Origin of the sequence: Yersinia sp. 22-579, from assembly GCF_030433455.1 — a bacterium.
GTDB classification, from domain to species: domain Bacteria; phylum Pseudomonadota; class Gammaproteobacteria; order Enterobacterales; family Enterobacteriaceae; genus Yersinia; species Yersinia enterocolitica.
In genome coordinates this window covers 124,093-143,249 of the sequence record NZ_JAUJTZ010000011.1, presented here as the reverse complement: position 1 = coordinate 143,249, position 19,157 = coordinate 124,093, and the positions used below count along the sequence as shown (strand labels likewise).

Below are 19,157 nucleotides of genomic sequence, written 5' to 3'. Positions count from 1 at the left end.
CTAACAAGGCAACCTTTCTGTTGTAGTTGTTTGATATTACGCCCTGATCAGCTACGCGCAGCCGCTATTAATGCCTGCCCCAGCGCCAGACCACCATCACCGGCTGGCAGGCGCTGGGGCATCAATAGCTGGAAATCCTGCAATTGTTCGCTGAGTAATTCACGTAGCAATCGGTTATGCAGCACACCGCCAGAAAATGCAATAGTTTCAATGCCAAAGCGCTGTGCTGCCTGTCGAGCCAAAGCCGCAAAGCCCTGCGCGAGAGCAAAGTGGAAAGCATAAGCTCTTTCAGCCGGTGCAGCATCGAAAGCCAGCCATTGTCGCCAAAAGGTCGCTAAGTCCAATTGATTATCGCGTAGTGGCATAGTAACGGGTGGAACTGTTCTGGAACTTTGCCATGCCAGAGCCTCCAGCAGGCAAGCCGCCTCTCCCTCCCAGCTGATGGCCTGAGGTATAATATTTAGCGCCGCCGCTACCGCATCAAATAACCGCCCCGCCGATGAAGCTAATGGCGCATTAATGCCGCGCGCAATCGCCCGCGCCAGTACCTCACCCTGCGGTTGGGGGATCGCTGCCGCCTCGGGCACGTTTTGCCAATTCGGTACAAAGCGCTGAAACTGCGCCAGTAAATTACGCCACGGCTGGCGCGAGGCCAGATCCCCACCGGGTAAAGCCACCGCAGGCAAACCGCCAACGTATTCACAATTCACATAATCCACTCTTAGGCATTCGCCGCCCCATAGCTTCCCTTCCGCGCCATATCCCAGCCCGTCCAACGCCAGGCCTATCACCGCTCCAGCTTGACGCGGCCAACCATGTTCTGCCAGGCAAGCCGCCAAATGAGCATGATGATGCAGCACTTCCACGCAGGGAATGTGGTGTTGCGCCGCCCATTCTCGGCCAAATTGGTGACTGACATAAGCGGGGTGCGCATCCACCACCACCGCCTGCGGGGTAAAATGATAAATATCGCAAAACAGCGCGAGTAACTGCTGCTGTTGCTGCGCAATATCGCGATCTTCCAGATCACCCAAATGCTGGCTTAGTACCGCATTGCTGTCTCGCAGTAAGCAAAAGGTATTTTTCATATCGGCCCCCAGCGCCAAAATAGCGGGTTGCTGGCTAAACCCTGGCGGCAACTCGAAAGCGTCTGGTACATAACCTCGGGCGCGGCGCAGCATTTCAGCCCCGCGCGGCGTCAGGCGCACCAATGAGTCGTCTGCGCGTTGCACGATTTCCCTGTCGTGCAGCAGCCAGTAATCGGCAATTTCACTCAAGGCACTCAGGGCCTGTTGATTACTCAGAGCGGGCGGCTTACCTCTACCATTACCGGAGGTCATCACCAACGGGCGCGCCACCTGTTGCAGCAGCAAATGTTGCAGTGGGTTAGCCGGCAGCATCACGCCAATTTCGGGTAACTCGGGCGCGACCGCCGCACAAAGTGGGCTTTCCGGCTGCTTTGCCACCAGAACTATCGGGGCGGCCGGGCTGCGTAGCAAACCGAGCAATGCAGTATGATCAGCACTTGATACACAGCTTTGCAACCAATCGGTATCCGGTAACATGACTGCCAGCGGCTTAGACGGCCGATGTTTACGCTCGCGCAAGCGGGCCACGGCGACAGCATTGGTGGCATCCACCGCCAGATGAAAACCACCCAGCCCTTTGACAGCCACAATTTCGCCCGCCAACAGCGCAGCAGCGGCTTGATCTAATGCGGAGAAGCCCTGCGCTAAAGCCTGCCCATCAGCTCCCGTTAGCCACAGTTGCGGGCCACAATCTGCGCAAGCATTGGGCTGGGCATGAAAACGGCGGTCTGCGGGGTGGTCATATTCGGCCTGACAAGCCGCACACAGCGGGAACTTACTCATGGCGGTAAAAGGGCGGTCATACGGCATGCGCTGGATAATAGTAAAACGTGGGCCGCAATGGGTGCAGTTGATAAAAGGATAATGGTAGCGACGGTTAGCAGGGTTATTCATTTCACTCAGGCAAGCATCACAGGTCGCGGCATCCGGCACAATTTGGGTGTCCATCTGACCGGCCCCGCTGTGCTGAATCACGAAATCCAGCGGCGGCTGCGCCCAGTGGTATGGCGTGCTATCAATGCTATCAATGTGCGCCAATGGTGGACAATCTTGTGGCAATGCTTGTAAAAAATCCGCCACCGCCGGGGCTTGCCATAGGTGAACCGTCACCCCCGCGCTGTCGTTACTGACATCCCCTTGCAGGCCAAAACGGTGAGCAAGTTGCCAGATATAGGGGCGAAAACCCACCCCTTGCACCTTACCTTTTATCCGCAGACTGAGACCGTTTTTATCCACAAAAACTCCAAGCTAACAGATTCGAGGTAGCGGCTCATCCAACGGCAAATCCAGTTTACGTGAAACGCCAAATGCGCCACATAACCGCACCTGTTTATTCTCAGTCACCTGCCCGATAACGGCGGCATCACGGCCGAGTGGGTGGCGTTGTAATTCAGCTAAAACAGCATCTTGCGCCTCAGGTGAGACCACCAGCACCAGCTTGCCCTCATTGGCAAAGTTGAGTGCATCCAGCCCGAGTAATTCGCAAATGCCGCGTACCGCCGGTTTTAATGGTAAATCCGCTTCGTTGATTTCCAGGCCACAGCCGCTGGCGGCGGCGAATTCGTGCAGAATTGCCGTAACCCCACCACGAGTGGCATCACGCAGCGCCCGCACACCGGTAATATGGCGTAGTGGCGCAATCAAAGGTGCCAGTAGCGCGCAATCACTGGTCAGTTCCGCCTCCAGCCCCAAACCTTCGCGTAGATTTAGGATAGTTGCGCCATGATCACCTAAGGTGCCGCTGACAACGATCCGATCGCCCGCACGGATCATCGCCGTTCCCCACTGGATATCTGCTGGGATAACGCCGATGCCGGTGGTATTGATAAAGATCTTATCAGCCGCGCCGCGCTGAACCACTTTGGTGTCGCCGGTGACTATCTGAATGCCCGCTTGCTGTGCGGTGGCCGCCATTGAATGCACAATGCGCTCCAGAGCAGCCATCGGTAGCCCTTCTTCCAGAATAAAACCACAGGAAAGATAGCGCGGAGTCGCGCCACTCACTGCCACATCATTGGCCGTGCCGCACACCGCCAGTTTGCCGATGTCGCCGCCGGGAAAGAAAATAGGATCAATCACATAGCTGTCGGTCGATACCGCCAGTCGATCCCCCTGTGCAACCAGATCCGCCAACGCAATACGCGCCTGATCTTCCCGCTCATTCAGCGCCGGGTTAGAGAACGCCGCCAAAAACAGAGATTCTATCAAGCTCTGCATTGCCCGCCCGCCACTGCCATGTGCCAGGGTAATCTCTTGTTTATTCATTTAGTTGTGGCCTTATTTGTAGCGATGGTAGGCGGCGCAAGCCCCTTCGGAGGAAACCATCAGCGCCCCAAATGCATTATCTGGCGTGCATTCGCCACCAAACAGCGGGCATTGATCCGGTTTGCAACGCCCGGTCAATACATCACCGCAACGGGATCGCGGATCATCGGCCACTCGTTGCTGCTGCGGGGTGAAGCGCCGCTCAGCATCAAACGCCTGATAAGCCGGGCTAAGCTGTACACCGGAATCGGCGATTTCGCCCAATCCACGCCACTCGCTGCGCTCTTTGGTTGCAAATACCTCGGTCAGCGCCTGTTGCGCTAGCAGGTTACCGCTGTCGGGCACAATGCGCCGATATTGATTTTCCACCGCACAACGCCCACTGACCATCTGCTCCAGCAGCATCACCAGCCCCTGCAAAATATCCAGTGGCTCAAAGCCGGTGACCACCAGCGGTTTATTGAATTGGCTGCATATAAAGTCGTATGGCGTAGTACCAATCACCATGCTGACATGGCCGGGTGCGAGGAAACCGTCAATGCGCACATCGGGTTGTTGTAGCAGGCTGCGCAAGGTAGGAATGATAGTGATGTGCTGGCAGAACACGGTGAAGTTGGTCAGCCCCAGCCGTTTGGCTTGTTGCAGTGTTAAGGCGGTAGCAGGCATGGTGGTTTCAAAACCGAGGCCGAAAAATACCACTTCGCGATCAGGATGGCGCTGTGCCAATGTCAGGGCATCCAGCGGCGAGTAAACCACACGAATATCTGCCCCGCGCCGCTTGGCATCCAGCATTGAGCCATTACGCCCCGGCACCCGCATAGCGTCGCCGTAAGTGCAGAAAATCACCTGTGGGTGAGCGGCAATTTCCAAACAACTGTCGATACGGCCCATCGGCAATACACACACTGGGCAACCCGGCCCGTGAACAAATTCCAAACCGTCTGGCAGCAGTTGATCCAGACCAAATTTGAAGATCGCGTGTGTGTGGCCGCCACACACTTCCATAATTTGCAGCGGCAAGCGTTGTTGATCGGCAAGTTGTGGCAGTAAGTTTTCGATCCGCTGTAATAATGCACTGACTAGTGCCGGATCGCGGAATTCATCAACGTAGCGCATCATTAGCCTCGCTGGCGACATCATCCAGATCCAGCCCAACGGCTTGCATATGGGCTAATGCCGCCAGTGTCTGCTGGGCTTCTTCTTCATCAAGCAAGCTCATAGCAAACCCGACATGCACCAATACCCATTGGCCGAGCAGGTCAGACGGTGACTCGTCGCACACCAACGCGATATTGATTTCACGTTTGACACCGCTCACTTCCACCCATGCCAGTTGATGGATATCTTCCCCCACCGCGACTATTTTGCCGGGTACGCCTAAGCACATCGCTGTGCCTCCAGCCATTCAAGCCACATATCCATTCCCTCGCCACTACTGGCTGACAGCGCAATCACCTGAATTTCAGGATTCACCTGACGGGCATAATTAATACACTGCTCAATATCAAAGTCCAGATAGGGCAGCAGGTCGATTTTATTGATAATCATCAGTGTGGAAGCGGCAAACATATGGGGATATTTCAGCGGCTTATCTTCGCCTTCCGTTACCGAAAGCACCGCCACTTTATGCCGTTCGCCGAGGTCAAAGCTGGCCGGACACACCAAATTACCCACGTTCTCAATAAACAACAGGCTGTCATTGCTGAGATTCAGGCGGTGCGCGGCATCATGTACCATCTGCGCATCCAGATGACAGCCTTTACCGGTATTGACCTGAATCGCCGGGACACCGGTGGCGCGAATGCGTTCGGCATCATGAGTCGTTTGCTGATCACCTTCAATCACCGCGCAAGGCACTTGCCCAGCCAGCAGCTGCAAAGTGGTGGTCAACAGCGTGGTTTTGCCGGAACCGGGGCTGGAAACCAAATTCAGCGCCAGAATATGTTGCTCGACAAAATGCTCACGGTTATGGCTGGCTAACTGATTATTTTTGCTCAGCACATCTTGCTCGATTTGCAACAAACGGCGCTGCCCCATGCCCGGCGCATGGCTACCGGCTTCACCCTGCCCATAATGCAGCCCTTGCTGGTCAGCATGAACTTGTGGAGTGAACGGCTCGGAGACGGGCGCGTCTGTGTCCTCGGGTTCAGTGGCCGCCATCGGCTCTGGCGCTTTGCCATGATAGTGATGGTGAACATCGCCCTGATGGTAATAGTAGTGATGGTGAACAATCACCGGCTGTGTCCCCTTGGCAACATATTTGTGTTTATGTTTATGCTGAATCTTTTGCGTCGGGGCATCACTTTCGTGCTGGTCATGGTGATGATCGTGGTGGTAGCCGTCATCGTGATGATGATGGTGGTGATCGTCATGGTGGTCGTGGTGGTGATCATCATGTTGATGATTGTCGTCGCCCTCGATCTTTCTCTCGCCGCTGGCGCAACCACAAGTCGTACACATAGGAATTCACTCCTTCAGAATTATTCCACTTCTATCTGTTTCACCTGCAAATTGCTGCCACTCTCTACTTGCAGAGCATGGCTGCCGCAATGCGGGCACCCGGCATCATGCCGTTCAATGGCAACACTGTTGCTGCACTCCCAACACCAGGCCACCGCGGGCAAGGTGCTGAGATGCAATTGGCAATTTTCTGCCAGTGTTTTGCGGCTGGCGGCCTCAAAACTGAAGCGTAAGGCACTCTCTTCAATACAGGAGAGCGCGCCAATTTCCAGCCAGACCGCGGTTATCCGCGTAGCACCGTTAAGCCGCGCCTGTTTTTCAATCAGCTCCAGCGTGCTGAGACACAAACTTATTTCATGCATGCTGATTCTTTATTTGGCTAACTTTGTTAAACAGAGCCCGCCGCCGTGGGTCAGCGGGAGCATCGGCATCCATCACCGGCAGTGAGAGCGCCATACGCGCACTTTGCTCCGCCAGTTGTAACGCCCGTTCAGCACTCAGCGAGGTGTCCAGCGGTGACATCAATGAGCGGCTCAAATACTGGCCGCAACCAGCGATTTCGCTGACGGTAAAACTAATGCCGCCACAAGGAAGTGCCAACATCAGCCGCTCCCCCACCGCACGACATTGCCAGCTCTGCTGCGGCCCCGGTAATACCACTAAACTCAGCATCCACGGGGTCAATAACGCGCCGATCCATTGCTGCTCAAATAACTGAAATCCGCAGGCGCGCAGCGGAATGTGGTCACGGTAAAATGGCAAGCCGCGCATTTCATCGGCAGCCACCTGGCCGAAAACCTGTTCCAGCAATGCCGCTGGGTTTTGTTCATGACCGGCAATGACATCAAACATGACTTTCTTCTCGTGCCTTGAGGGTGATCCCACTAGCCTGTAATGCCGCCAGAATCTGTTCCAGCGCTGGCTCTATGGCCCGCGTGACTGTCGACGTCAGGCCGATATTCGGTGCCAGTGATTCGGGCACCACCCCCACCAGAGTCAGCTGGCGCGGGAATTCATCGGTCAATTGCAGCGCCATCAGCACATCACATAACCCCAACTGATGCGGTGACACTTTGCGGCTAAACATCGCCGGGATCTCTTTATCGCGCAGTACCGCAACACTGCCCGGCGGTTGCCCGGTCAGCACCGCATCAGCCACAATCAAATGCTCGCGATTGGCCATCGCTTCCATCAGTTCCAGCCCAGCAGTGCCACCATCCAGTACGTCAAGCCCCGGTGGGATGTGAAAGCGCTGCTCCAGCGCTTCAACAATTCGCACACCGACAGCTTCATCGCTGAGTAATAAATTACCTATACCTAATACCAAAATCCCCATCACAGCACCTTGACTTTGGTCACTTCGTTGCCCGTTGTATCAACAATATGTACAGCACAGGACATACACGGGTCGAATGAGTGAATGGTCCGCACCACTTCGAGTGGTTTGGCAGGATCTGCCACCGGTGTCCCCACCAGCGCTTGCTCGTATGGCCCCGGCTCATCGTTATAATTGCGTGGGCCAGCGTTCCAGGTTGATGGCACCACCGCCTGATAGTTGGCGATTTTGCCATCCTTGATAACCACCCAGTGCGACAACATGCCGCGCGGCGCTTCTTCAAAGCCCACACCACGGATTTCGCCATTCAAAGGAATGTCCGGCTTGATAAAGGTTTCGACATCACCAGTACCAATATTGGTGACCAGTGCAGTCCATTGTTGGGCCAGGGTTTCATGCAGCACACAGCAATGCACCGCACGGCCAATAATGCGGCCCAGCGTCGATGGCAGTTGATCTTGAGTGATAGCCTGCCCGCTCAGTTTTTGGTAAGCCGCACCAATGTCAGTGAAATGCTGTTTAGTCGGTGCATGTCCGGCGGCCAGCCCGCACATCAGCCACGCCAGCGGCCCCACTTCCACTGTTTTGCCGTAGAAAGTGGGCGCTTTTACCCACGAATATTTGCCGTCTTCCTGCCAGCCGGTGTAATTCGGGTTGGTTTTCCCCTCCCACGGTGCCAGCGGTTCGTCGTCCTGATACCAGGCGTGTTTGCCGCTCTCGGCGATACCTTTGATCAAATACGGATCGTTGTGATTGGTAATCGGGCGGAAAGCCCCCTTTTCCAGATATCCCCCCGGCAACAGGAAGGTTTCCCCTTTACGATCGGTTGGCAGTTCCGGCACGCTAAGGTAGTAATCCGCCCCTTTGCCCAGATTGAGCCAGTTCGGATAGTGAGCAGCGATCACCGCGGTATCGACCTTATAAACCTGCTCAATAAAGCTGCCCAGCCGGTCAATAAAGGATTTCACCAACATCAGGCGTTCCAGATTGAGCACACTTGGCATATCCAGATTAATGGGGTTGGCAACCCCGCCCACTGCCAGATTCTGAATATGCGGTGTTTTACCGCCGAGCACCGCCACTATACGGTTGGCATCACGCTGGCACTCCAGCGCTTGCAGATAATGTGCCACCGCAATCAAATTGACCTCTGGCGGCAATGCCATCGCCGGATGGCCCCAATAGCCGTTGGCAAAAATACCTAACTGCCCGCTGGCGACCAACTCTTTGATTTTCTGCTGTACCCGGGTGAACTCTTCCGCGCTGTTCAACGGCCAACTGGACAACCCACTCAGCATCGCAGCCGCTTTTTGTGGTGAGGCTTGCAGCGCAGAGGTGACATCCACCCAATCCAGTGCCGAGAGTTGATAGAAATGCACGATATGGTCATGAATGCTGTGCGCGGCCAGAATCAAGTTACGGATATGCTGAGCATTAACTGGCACTTCCATCCCTAATGCATTTTCCACTGCCCGCACTGAAGCAATGGCGTGAATGGTGGTACAGACGCCGCAAATGCGCTGCACAATCATCCAGGCATCGCGCGGATCATTGCCTTGTAAAATTTCTTCCATGCCACGCCACATGGTGCCGGAGGACCAGGCTTTAATGACTTTGCCGTCCTCAATTTCGCAGTCGATCCGCAGGTGCCCCTCAATACGGGTGACGGGATCAATGGTGATGCGTTGGCTCATGCTTTACCTCTGTCTGATTATTCTTATGTAACTGTCCGTGAGCAGGAAGCACCGGCAACAGTCGAATCAATAAAATGTAGGCACAGACCTCAATGGCAACGAAGCCGATGGAGATCAGGATTTCACTGGTGGTGGGAAAGTAGTTATAGCCGCCGCCGGGGTTGAAGGCTAAGAGTGAGTAATTGAGCCGCCACAGCGCCCCACCACTTATCATGCACAGCGCCCCGATAAACAGTAACCGGCTATCCTCTCTGGCCCGCCGAATACGGAAGATCAGTAGCGGCAAGGCCATCAGGATAATTTCAGCCCAAAAAGCGATGGCATAGCGGTCAAAATGCCACAGATATTCTGTCTTATGGCGCACCATAACTTCACCGAGACGTAGTACGATAAACAGCAGTAAAAAGACGTCGATGATGGTGGTTAATCGTGTGAATAATGGCGCTTCATTGGCTCCCCGTCCCCGTAATCCGGCCTGTACCAGCGAGCCTTCGAAAATAACAATCGAGAAGCCCAAAATGGCGGCGGTCAGTAGGGAGAACAGCGGCAACATCTCGTAGCTTTGCCATAACGGATGGATCTTGGCACCGGCGGCGATCATTAATGATCCCATTGAAGACTGATGCATGGTCGGCAGCAGCACACCGAGCGCGATAACAAAAAACATCACTTTGTTCAGCCGCTTCAGCGAAACTTTCCACCCCAACCGTTCAAACAGTGCCGGCGCAAACTCCACTGCCATCACGCCGATATAAATGGTCATACAGACGGCGGTTTCGAATAGCACCGAATTGACGTTGAAATGGCCGGGAATAAAGAAGTAAGGCAAATTCCAGTAACGGCCCACGTCGATGGTGATAGAAAGCCCACCGAGCGCGTAACCAAACAAACTGGCGAGTAGCGCCGGGCGCACTAGCGGGTGATATTCGCCTCGGTTGAACACGTAAACTGCCCAAGCCAATGCCCAGCCGCCGCACGCCAAACCGGTGCCGACCAGTAGGTCGAAAGCAATCCAGATCCCCCACGGGAAGCCGCCATTCAAGTCACTGACCGACCCCAAGCCCAGCACCAAACGTTTGACAATCAACAGCGCGCACAGCACGACAAAAGGCGCTAACAGCATCACCGGCCAACTGACCAGCCGCCCACCCAGTGGGCTGGATTTATGCATCGTCATCATGGCCGTCCTTTTTATCGTGCTTGTCAGAATCGCTGTCTTTGCGCTCATCACGGGTATTGCGATGCACCAACGCGGTAACCCCCGCCAATACCGCCAGCGGCAGGATCATGCCTTTGTACAAGGTGTGCTGGACATGCTCAGAACGCGCGCCAGTCGCCAGTTCTGCCAGAGGGGGCAAATCAAGTTTCTCGGTCGGAATGCCCGCCAGCACCAATACCTGAGTGCCACCGCCCTCTTTCTCGCCATAAACATGCGGGTCATAGTGGGCAACCGGATGCTCGTAGGTGTCATTGGCGCTGAGTGTTTGGCGCGGGAAGCGATAATTCTCGCCTGGTTTCAGCGTCAACCGTCGCTGCGCCTCGGATAATAACTCCTCGCGGGTGCCGAATATCACCGCTCCTGTCGGACAGACCTCGACACAACCGGGTAAGCCGCCCTTATCAAGCCGCTCGACGCCCTTCTGGTTGCACAATTCACATTTATGAATCTTGCCAAACGGGTTGTGATAATCGTATTTCGGCACATTGAACGGGCAGCCGACCATGCAGTAGCGGCAACCGGTGCAGACATCCGGGTCATAGTGAACAATGCCGGTTTTAGTATCTTTGCGCAGCGCACTAACCGGGCAGACAGAAACACAATTAGGTTCAACGCAATGCATGCATTGCTTTTTGATATAGGCGTAGCCATCTTCCAATTGATCTTTATGAATGCCCGCGCCGCTGGTCCAGACCTGAATGATATTGTTGGTGTAGGGGCTGAGTTTGTCGTTGTCTGACCAAAGGGCCTCGCCACTGGCATAGACCTCACTGTGGTTGACCTGCTGACATTTGCTCACGCAGGCCTGACAACCCACACATAATGTCGAGTCATACAACATGCCCAGCGCGCCGGGGATCGGTGGTCGATTTTGTACCTCAGCTTTGCTGCTGGGGGAAAGCCCCGCCAACAGCACACCGCCGGAAGCTAGTTTGAAAAAGTGACGTCGGTTCACGGCTATTCCTCCCGCGATGAGTGATCGTCATCTTTGCGGCGCTGCTTCTGTTGCCGCCCCAGTTCACGTACCGTCATCAGGCTGACACCGGCGACCAATCCCACCACGCCGCCCAGTAGTGCCGTCGCGGTCGTCGAAATCTCGCCGCCTTCTGGATTATGAATGAGGGGTTTTTCAGCACGCGGTGTCGGGTTCTCAACATTCGCCAGTTGGGCGATGCCTTTGGTGAAGCCAATCCCTTCTTCATTGCAGCCATAGCAAGGGTGCCCAATCCCCACCGGCCAAATCCCGCCTCCAACATCGCAGAACTCCAATGTCGGGCAGTTGCCGTAGGTCTCCGGCCCTTTGCAGCCGAGATGATAAAGACACCAACCCTGCCGATGACCTTCATCGCCAAACTGACGGGCAAAACGGCCAGCATCAAAGTGTGGTCGGCGCTCGCAGTTTTCATGAATCAAGCGACCATAAGCAAAGGTCGGACGGTTTTTGCTATCCAATGCCGGTGGCCGCCCGAAGGTAATGATATGGGCCACTGTTGCCAGGAAATTATGTGGATTGGGTGGACAGCCGGGGATATTTATCACGGTTTTGCCCGGTAGTGCTGCTTGCAAACTCACCGCACCAGTCGGGTTGCCACCGGTCGCTGGCACACCGCCCCAGGCGGAACAGGAACCAATAGCAATAATGGCCGCCGCATGTTCTGCAGCTTCACGGATATGCTCGACAATCGGTTTACCCGCCACCATGCAGTAAATTCCACCGTCTTTCAGTGGAATCGACCCATCCACCACCAGCACATATTTTCCTTTGTACTGCTCGATGGCCCGGTGTTTATTCTCCTCCGCTTGCTCACCAAAAGCGGCAGAGAGCACCTCGTGATACTCCATTGAGATAACACTCAACAGCAAATTCTCAATGGTCGGGTGAGTTGAACGTAACAGTGATTCAGTACAACCGGTACACTCCTGAGCGCCAATCCAGATAACCGGCGGGCGCTGAGGTGAACTGACTGTATTGGCAATTTCAGCGGCAGCCTTGCTGCTGAGACCCATGGTGGCCGCCAATGCGGCACAAAGCTTCATAAAATCACGACGGTTAACGCCATGCTGGGAAAGCATGTTTTTTTCCCCTGTATTATTATTCTATTGTTCACATACCCGATATTAACAACGGGTATATCCCCATAAAAAACGTGGCTTTCTGTTAATAGTTTGTAACTCTGCAACTTTAATTAAGTTGATCTTTATCAATGGAAATTGATTGAATTAGCACGGGGGAAATATCTGTGAACTAAAACCGTTTCAGCAACTATTTCATTTGCCAGAAATTTAAAAATCTGTCAGGTAGCAATATGACGCGGGTTAATACAATTGAATATCATTAGACCCAAAAGTGTGATTCGCTATAATGAATTTAATTAATTATTAGTTTTTTTAGTTACTTAACTAGAAACAAAAATTTCACTTTCATAAAAAATGAAATGAGAAAAATTCGTAAATATAAATCTGACCTGGCAATTTATAATTAATTTTACAGCGGCACTAATATGAATTGTTAAATCTGGCGGCTATCAGATTTTTATCAATTTCATTCAGTTTGAAGATTTGTCACCGGTGTTTTTACCCTTTTTAGCAGCACATTTTAATGTTACAAAACGGATCATCATGGGGTAACAGCTGAAATATAATGAGTTAATTATGTATTTTGTGCATGAATCAATTTATGGCAAAGCAAGTCGTGCTATGATTAATTTACCGGTCACTATTCAATCGGTTATGTGATAAATGTTATCTGGCAACAACTTCAACCAGGAAGGGTCTCTATGATTAAGCCACTCATTGCTGTTGCTATCGCCGTTGCCACACTCAGTGGCTGCGCCAATAATAATACTCTTTCAGGCGATACATTCAGCAGTTCTCAAGCCGGTCAGGCCCAGGCCGTCAGTTACGGAACCTTGGTTTCTGTCCGTCCGGTCACTATTCAGGGCGGGGATGGCAATAATATTGCCGGTGCCATTGGCGGCGCGGTGGTCGGCGGGTTCTTGGGTAACACTATTGGTGGTGGAACAGGCCGTCGTCTTGGTACCGCAGCAGGTGCTGTTGCTGGTGGGGTTGTGGGTCAACAAGTCCAGAGCATGATGAACCGCAATAGTGGGGTCGAACTGGAAGTGCGCCGTGATAATGGCACCACCTTCCTGGTAGTTCAGGCTCAAGGGGTCACGCAGTTCCAACCGGGCCAGCGAGTCACTATTGCGACCCATGGCAATACGGTCACTATCACACCGCGCTAATTTTTGCCGCCCGAACTCCGCGTTCGGGTATTGCAACTCGGTTTAAACCATCATGCTAAAAAGCACCGCCCAGCCCTGAAGGTTCGAGGGTAGACTGGGCGGTGAAAAGATGAATATAACTATCCGGCTTTCTTGGCTGCCGGTTTCACTACATTCTCTCCGTGGTTGCCAAAGAACTGATATAAGGTGTCTGAAGCCGTTTTGGTTAATACCATAATTTCAATACGGCGGTTTTTAGCTGCGAGAGGTTCGACAGAATCTAATAGCATCTGATCAGCCATCGCATTGATTTGCAGCACTCTTCCTTCATCCAGCCCGCCTTTTACCAGTGCTTTATGTGCCATCAAGGCCCGCTCACCAGACAAGTTCCAGTTGTTGTACAACACCTGATCACGATAGCGCGATGCATCGGTATGGCCGGTAATAATGATTTTATTGTCCATCTCATTAAATGCCGGGGCTAATTCTGCCAGTAACCGACTAAAGAATGGGGTTAATACCGCACTGCTGCGCTGGAACATATCGCGCTGTTTATCATCCTGAATCAGAATCCGCAGCCCTTGCGGTACCACTTCCATTTGCAAGTTGGATTGCGCATCGTAAGTGGAAGTGATTTGCATAATAATGCGTGATAGCTCTTCCATTTCCTTACGTGATTTATCCACCACATCTTCCAGTGACTGTTCCGGTTCCGGCACTTCAATAGCCAGATTACTTTTCACCTCTTTCGCTTGCTCCTTGCCATCAATGCTGTCGGAGAACTTGCCGCCGCCACTTTTACTTTTAGAGGGAATGGAAATAAAAGATTGTTGCGAAAAGATGGTCTGCCCATTCAATTGCGCCACAATTTCTTGCCGCTCCTCCTCCGATACCACCCCGACAATCAACTTTGTGGTCGTAACCAAAGGTGCCGAGCGAATTTCTGAAGTTTCCGCGCGCTTTACATTGGATGCGCTGCCGGGTAAGCAGATGGCCATTGATGCCGACCTTAACGCCGGATTAATCAACCAAGAACAGGCACGTCTGCGCCGCAAAGAAGTCGCAAGCGAAGCTGACTTCTATGGGGCAATGGATGGCGCATCCAAGTTTGTACGTGGTGATGCCATCGCCGGTATTATGATCTTGGTTATCAATGTTATCGGCGGTATCTGTATAGGTATCTTCAAATACGATCTCAGTGCCAGCCAGTCATTCCAGCAATATGTACTGTTGACCATTGGTGACGGCCTGGTCGCACAAATTCCTTCACTGTTATTAGCCACCGCTGCGGCAATTATTGTCACCCGCGTGAGTGATGGCGGTGATATGACTGATGAAATCAAAGATCAGTTACTGGCAAAACCGACCATTTTATATGCTGCGGCATTTGTGATGTTCATTCTCGCCATTGTGCCGGGGATGCCCCATCTTGCCTTTCTATGCTTCACCGGATTACTCCTGTTCGCCGCTTGGCAGCAAAGTAAAAAAATACAGCAAGCGGATATTGAACCCGATCTTACGGCCCTCAACCAAACAATTTCAGAAGATAACTCGCTAAATATTAATTGGGATAATATTCCCATTATCGAACCTATTGGCCTAAATCTTGGTTATAAATTGGTAACACTGGTTGATGAAGCGAAAGGTCGCCCCTTAATTCAGCGATTACGTGGCGTACGGCAAATTATCTCTGAAACCTGCGGAATTATATTACCCGAAGTTAAAGTACGGGAAAATTTTCGCTTAAAACCCTCTCAGTACTCGATTAATGTCAATGGCGTCAAAGTCGCGGGCGGTGAGGTTTATATCGATAAGCTAATGGCAATTCCGACTGCGGAGCAATATGGGGAAGTAGATGGTATTTTGTCGATAGACCCCACCTATGGCCTGGCTGTCGTGTGGATCGATCCACAAAATAAGGCGAATGCCTTAAACTTTGGTTACCAAATAGTCGATTGTGCCAGTGTGGTCGCAACTCATGTCAATAAAGTGGCGCGAGAGCACCTACCGGTATTATTTAACTATGATGATATAACCCAATTACACCAACGGCTTGAATCATTATCCCCTCGGCTGGCGGAGGACTTTGCTGCTGCATTTAACTTTAGTGAATTATTGAAAGTCTACCGACAGTTATTGATCGAAAATGTTTCGCTGAAAGATATTGTAACTATTGCGACTACGCTATTAGACAGTTCCAATATGACCAGAGATTCACTTTTATTGACCTCTGATGTGCGTTACGCACTACGAACCGGTATCGTTAATAGCATCAATGGCGATGATAAAAATCTGTGGGTTTATACTATTAATAACGAACTAGAGAATATGTTGCTTGGCTCACTCACTCAGGCGCAGCAGGCAGGAAAAGTCGTGTTGGATAATTTCCCCGTTGATCCGAATATTCTGACCCAGTTGCAACAAAATATGCCAATCATTAAAGAACAAATGAAAGCTGAAAATCACCAACCTATTTTGCTGGTCACCCCACAATTGCGGCCTCTGATCTCACGCTATGCACGATTATTCTGCAATGGGCTTAACGTATTGTCTTATAACGAAATACCCGATGATATGTCATTGAATGTGGTGGGTACGTTAGAGTAAAAATAACCAAGTAAATAGATAGATAATAAGTTCCCCCAGAATCACTTATACACATCAGCGATTCTTGGGGGAACAACAGGCAGCTAACCACCCTACCGCACCCAATCTGCGGGGTTTAATGATCCATAAAGGCTTGCTGCCATGCGACTATAGTTTTCGGCCTTATGGCTTTATCTTCAGGCACATTAGTAAAATAATGAATCCGCAGGTTTCCATTTTTATCAGGCGCAACGTATGCAGCCCACATCAAACCGCTGCGATTGTACATAATTATCGATGCGCGTTTATTTGCCGCCCCTCTGACCCAAGTCGATAATACTTTTGCACCGCGATTATCCCTGTCCTGGCTATAGATATAGACATTAGCCGAAGCAACAAATTGGGAATAATGTTCGCCGACTAAATCACGGAAAATCTGATCGTTCTTGGCATCGGTAAAAATACCAATGGATAGTAAAGTCGGTATTTCACGCGGATCTTTTTCGGCTCGAACATATTGCCCGTCAATAAAGACATCTTTCGGCATCGAGATACGACATCCCCAGCTGCCATTGCTATGCACTTGTATAGAACCATCTTTTATCGGGATCAGTAATAGCCGACAATTAGCTGTATTTTCAATAAGATCAACCACAGCCAATCCTTCGATTTTACGGGCTTCCGCTCTAAAATTACCGGAGTTTTCACCCGACCAGGCATGGCTATCAATACTGAACCCCCACTCAGTAACCCGGGTTATTTTGATAACCCCCCCCGGTCATTACCTTTAGTGACATTCCACCATTGCCCGTTCCAGTCAAAATTTTTGTCAATATCAGACATTGAGGCAATGCCCTGAAAATAGGCGCGCTGGATACAGCTATTACTGGTACAACTATTTAGGGATTTTTCCCATGCCTGCCGCTGCTGATAAACAGTTTCAGTGTCATATTTCACTAGCATGGCTTGATAAATATCACTGAAAGTTTGATCCAACCAATGGAGATCCTCGTTGCTACACACTGTGTACTCAACCGGCGTCGCTGCTCGCTGGCAGTTAATGGCAAAAGATGATGATGAAACAACCATCATCAATAAAAATAAAATACCGCGCAAATTAATCATGTTATTTAACCCAATGTAAAATATATTTTTTATTATTAATTAAGCCATACTAAACATGATTATTATATCGACTTTATAACTAGAAATCTGTAACAGGAAATGAAAAACCACCAGATTATGCCCGTTATCCAACACAATCTGATGGTTTATCCATGCCATTATTGTGGCAATTTTTTTATTGTCTAAATTTAATCTCTCTTTACATCATAATTAAGCTGCTTGCATATTATCCGATAGATTGAAAGCAGATACAGCCTCAGTCAGTTGACGAGCCTGTTCTTCTAATGAAGCCGCTGCGGCAGCAGATTCTTGTACCAATGAGGCATTTTGCTGTGTGACACCGTCCATTTCTGCAACCGCCTGACCAATTTGGCTGATCCCTCGACTTTGCTCATCAGAAGCTGAAGCGATTTCGCCCATAATATCGGTCACATTCGTCACCGCCTGAACAATGCTGTTCATGGTTTCTCCCGCGCTCGAAACTTGCTGTGACCCCATATTAACCCGTGATACCGACTCACTAATTAGCCCTTCAATTTCCTTAGCCGCCTGCGCACTGCGTTGTGCTAAATTGCGGACTTCACTGGCGACCACCGCAAAACCGCGCCCTTGTTCACCGGCGCGTGCTGCTTCAACCGCTGCGTTTAATGCCAGAATATTGGTTTGGAATGCGATGCTGTTTATCACGCCGATAATATCGGCGATGCGGCGTGAGCTTTCGGTAATGCTACTCATGGTCGCAACAACATCATTAACAATGCGGCCCCCATTTTGGGCTGTTGTAGAAGCATTCTCGGCTAATTTACTGGCCTGATGGGCATTCTCGGCATTCTGTTTCACCGTCGCATTTAACTGTTCCATGCTGGCAGCGGTTTCTTCTAATGCCGCAGCTTGTTGCTCGGTACGCGAAGAAAGGTCGGCATTTCCAGCGGCTATTTCGCCCGCACCGGTGTAAATAGCATCGGTGCTACTACGAATAGTCGATACTGTATTTACCAGGCTATTTTGCATTTCTTGCAAATAAGGGATTAATTGTCCAACACAGTTACGACCAAATTCAGCCATTGGTCTGCCTAATTGCCCTTGTGCTAATCGTCTAAAATGCACCTTGATTGAATCCAGTGGGCGCACCAAATAGCTGACAATATAGCGGTCGGTTAATACCAAAATAACGATGCCAGCAATAAGTGCGGCCAGTAACGCCCGCTCACACCACGTGACCAGAGACTCCACTCGCAAACTGGCTGCTTCTGTTGATTTATCCACCGCCGAATTGTATTTCTCGATTGTGGCGCCAAACTCCCGGCTCAATTGTGGATATTCATTGTTAAACATGCGGTTATAGTCTTCAAAGCGATTTGCAGACACCGCTTTAAACATTGGTTCAATCCCTTTGCCCAACAGGGCCGACCAACTTTCGATAGTTTTCTCAGTCAGAGCCGTATCCATTTCTTCATGAGATTGCAGCTTAAATTTCTGCAATGCTTCTTGTGTGTTTTTAAGAGCGACACCGGCTGAAGCTAATTCGCGGTCAGCATCGGCAATTGCACCATTTTGACGATAAGCTGCCGCACGCGTTAAACGAGTAACCACACGGAAATATTGGTCATTACCCCGATTAATAATATTAACGCTTTTCTGTTGCTCCGAACTCAGATGGAGGGAATGCGTTAATTTGTTAAGTGAAAATAATGTAAATGTTGAAACGCCTCCCCAGAGCAACAAAAATATAACAAGAATAGAGAATAACGCCATCCTGATGGTGATATGTTTTAGAAAATTCACGGGAATACCCCTGTGTTTTATTTTTTTAGTTTATTTCCTTGAGATTTCAAGGTGTTTATCGCTGATAATTTATGCAGGGAAAAAGCTGATTATCAGGATTAAGCAATAAAATAGCATAAAACCAATACAAAAGATCAAGAGCACCGATCAATAACAGCTAACCAATTGATTTCATCTATTAAAATGTAAACAAGCATCGTTCATTTTCAATCGATAATTCATTAGTAAATTTCAGTGTTTTTCACAAAATATGTATTTATTTTGAATATAAATACAGCACCTATATCTAATTAAGTTAGAAATTATAAAAATATCAATTAATTTAATTATAGAAGGCCATTGCCCTCTTTTACTTTTGCAGAATTAAATATCTTA

At 50.6% G+C, this 19,157-nt stretch carries 15 protein-coding genes and 2 pseudogenes; 2 read left to right on the top strand and 15 right to left on the bottom strand.

Annotated elements, in window-relative coordinates; translation table 11 throughout:
• Window positions 1-47 precede the first annotated feature (47 nt).
• From hypF to hybO, 12 genes are read right to left on the bottom strand one after another with little or no spacing between them, the layout of a single operon-like run.
• Entirely contained in the window at window positions 48-2,324 is a 2,277-nt protein-coding gene (hypF, locus tag QSV56_RS14700) for a carbamoyltransferase HypF (RefSeq protein WP_050130354.1), read from the bottom strand.
• A 12-nt stretch (window positions 2,325-2,336) separates the two neighbouring features.
• Window positions 2,337-3,353: a hydrogenase expression/formation protein HypE gene (hypE, locus tag QSV56_RS14695; RefSeq protein ID WP_046694554.1), complete on the bottom strand. Its 1,017-nt coding sequence runs from the start codon at window positions 3,351-3,353 to the stop codon at window positions 2,337-2,339.
• Window positions 3,354-3,365: 12 nt separating this feature from the next.
• A complete protein-coding gene (hypD, locus tag QSV56_RS14690; protein WP_046694553.1) occupies window positions 3,366-4,469 on the bottom strand; it encodes a hydrogenase formation protein HypD in 1,104 nt (367 codons plus the stop codon).
• Complete coding sequence (gene hybG, locus QSV56_RS14685) at window positions 4,456-4,740, bottom strand: hydrogenase maturation factor HybG (protein WP_005173940.1); 285 nt, start codon at window positions 4,738-4,740, stop codon at window positions 4,456-4,458. Before hybG ends, hypD begins: the two co-directional genes overlap by 14 nt.
• The gene (hypB, locus tag QSV56_RS14680) at window positions 4,731-5,813 is read right to left on the bottom strand and encodes a hydrogenase nickel incorporation protein HypB (RefSeq protein ID WP_046050250.1); all 1,083 of its coding nucleotides are present in this window, start codon (window positions 5,811-5,813) and stop codon (window positions 4,731-4,733) included. Before hypB ends, hybG begins: the two co-directional genes overlap by 10 nt.
• 20 nt (window positions 5,814-5,833) lie before the next feature.
• Window positions 5,834-6,175, bottom strand: coding sequence for a hydrogenase maturation nickel metallochaperone HypA (gene hypA, locus QSV56_RS14675; protein WP_019079065.1), 342 nt, complete (start codon window positions 6,173-6,175; stop codon window positions 5,834-5,836).
• Window positions 6,168-6,665, bottom strand: a complete 498-nt coding sequence (hybE, locus tag QSV56_RS14670) for a hydrogenase-2 assembly chaperone (RefSeq protein WP_046050249.1) — start codon at window positions 6,663-6,665, stop codon at window positions 6,168-6,170. The genes hypA and hybE overlap by 8 nt, the downstream gene beginning before the upstream one ends.
• Window positions 6,658-7,149 (bottom strand): HyaD/HybD family hydrogenase maturation endopeptidase, encoded by a 492-nt coding sequence (locus QSV56_RS14665; RefSeq protein WP_046050248.1) that lies wholly within the window; start codon window positions 7,147-7,149, stop codon window positions 6,658-6,660. The genes hybE and QSV56_RS14665 overlap by 8 nt, the downstream gene beginning before the upstream one ends.
• Window positions 7,149-8,843 (bottom strand): hydrogenase 2 large subunit, encoded by a 1,695-nt coding sequence (hybC, locus tag QSV56_RS14660; RefSeq protein ID WP_046050247.1) that lies wholly within the window; start codon window positions 8,841-8,843, stop codon window positions 7,149-7,151. Before hybC ends, QSV56_RS14665 begins: the two co-directional genes overlap by 1 nt.
• Window positions 8,821-10,020 carry a Ni/Fe-hydrogenase cytochrome b subunit gene (gene hybB, locus QSV56_RS14655; RefSeq protein ID WP_046050246.1) on the bottom strand — a complete coding sequence of 400 codons (1,200 nt, stop codon included), beginning with the start codon at window positions 10,018-10,020 and terminating at the stop codon, window positions 8,821-8,823. The genes hybC and hybB overlap by 23 nt, the downstream gene beginning before the upstream one ends.
• Window positions 10,007-11,017, bottom strand: coding sequence for a hydrogenase 2 operon protein HybA (gene hybA / locus QSV56_RS14650; RefSeq protein ID WP_046050245.1), 1,011 nt, complete (start codon window positions 11,015-11,017; stop codon window positions 10,007-10,009). The genes hybB and hybA overlap by 14 nt, the downstream gene beginning before the upstream one ends.
• A 2-nt stretch (window positions 11,018-11,019) precedes the next feature.
• Window positions 11,020-12,135, bottom strand: coding sequence for a hydrogenase 2 small subunit (gene hybO, locus QSV56_RS14645; protein WP_019079071.1), 1,116 nt, complete (start codon window positions 12,133-12,135; stop codon window positions 11,020-11,022).
• Between the two features lie 704 nt (window positions 12,136-12,839).
• Between hybO and QSV56_RS14640 the strand changes: the two genes are divergently transcribed.
• A complete protein-coding gene (locus QSV56_RS14640) occupies window positions 12,840-13,307 on the top strand; it encodes a glycine zipper 2TM domain-containing protein (protein WP_019082357.1) in 468 nt (155 codons plus the stop codon).
• A 119-nt stretch (window positions 13,308-13,426) separates the two neighbouring features.
• Here QSV56_RS14640 and lafU read toward each other — a convergent pair whose 3' ends face one another.
• Window positions 13,427-14,212 carry a putative lateral flagellar export/assembly protein LafU gene (gene lafU / locus QSV56_RS14635; protein ID WP_195765171.1) on the bottom strand — a complete coding sequence of 262 codons (786 nt, stop codon included), beginning with the start codon at window positions 14,210-14,212 and terminating at the stop codon, window positions 13,427-13,429.
• On the opposite strand from lafU, the pseudogene QSV56_RS14630 reads away from it, so the two are divergent.
• A pseudogene (locus QSV56_RS14630) lies at window positions 14,190-15,893 on the top strand (flagellar biosynthesis protein FlhA); the annotation flags it as partial. The gene lafU and the pseudogene QSV56_RS14630 sit on opposite strands and share 23 nt — an antisense overlap.
• Before the next feature lie 115 nt (window positions 15,894-16,008).
• On the opposite strand, the pseudogene QSV56_RS14625 reads toward QSV56_RS14630, so the two are convergent.
• Window positions 16,009-16,997, bottom strand: a pseudogene (locus tag QSV56_RS14625) (lysozyme inhibitor LprI family protein).
• A 210-nt stretch (window positions 16,998-17,207) separates the two neighbouring features.
• Window positions 17,208-18,782, bottom strand: coding sequence for a methyl-accepting chemotaxis protein (locus QSV56_RS14620; protein ID WP_050130278.1), 1,575 nt, complete (start codon window positions 18,780-18,782; stop codon window positions 17,208-17,210).
• Window positions 18,783-19,157: the final 375 nt, after the last annotated feature.

Bases quoted from the DNA above. Each gene is read 5' to 3' on its own strand.
- hypD (WP_046694553.1), bottom strand. From the start codon at position 4,469: ATGCGCTACGTTGATGAATTCCGCGATCCGGCACTAGTCAGTGCATTA.
- hypA (WP_019079065.1), bottom strand. From the start codon at position 6,175: ATGCATGAAATAAGTTTGTGTCTCAGCACGCTGGAGCTGATTGAAAAA.
- hybB (WP_046050246.1), bottom strand. From the start codon at position 10,020: ATGACGATGCATAAATCCAGCCCACTGGGTGGGCGGCTGGTCAGTTGG.
- hybE (WP_046050249.1), bottom strand. From the start codon at position 6,665: ATGTTTGATGTCATTGCCGGTCATGAACAAAACCCAGCGGCATTGCTG.
- hypE (WP_046694554.1), bottom strand. From the start codon at position 3,353: ATGAATAAACAAGAGATTACCCTGGCACATGGCAGTGGCGGGCGGGCA.
- QSV56_RS14665 (WP_046050248.1), bottom strand. From the start codon at position 7,149: ATGGGGATTTTGGTATTAGGTATAGGTAATTTATTACTCAGCGATGAA.
- QSV56_RS14640 (WP_019082357.1), top strand. From the start codon at position 12,840: ATGATTAAGCCACTCATTGCTGTTGCTATCGCCGTTGCCACACTCAGT.
- hybC (WP_046050247.1), bottom strand. From the start codon at position 8,843: ATGAGCCAACGCATCACCATTGATCCCGTCACCCGTATTGAGGGGCAC.
- hybG (WP_005173940.1), bottom strand. From the start codon at position 4,740: ATGTGCTTAGGCGTACCCGGCAAAATAGTCGCGGTGGGGGAAGATATC.
- hybO (WP_019079071.1), bottom strand. From the start codon at position 12,135: ATGCTTTCCCAGCATGGCGTTAACCGTCGTGATTTTATGAAGCTTTGT.
- hypB (WP_046050250.1), bottom strand. From the start codon at position 5,813: ATGTGTACGACTTGTGGTTGCGCCAGCGGCGAGAGAAAGATCGAGGGC.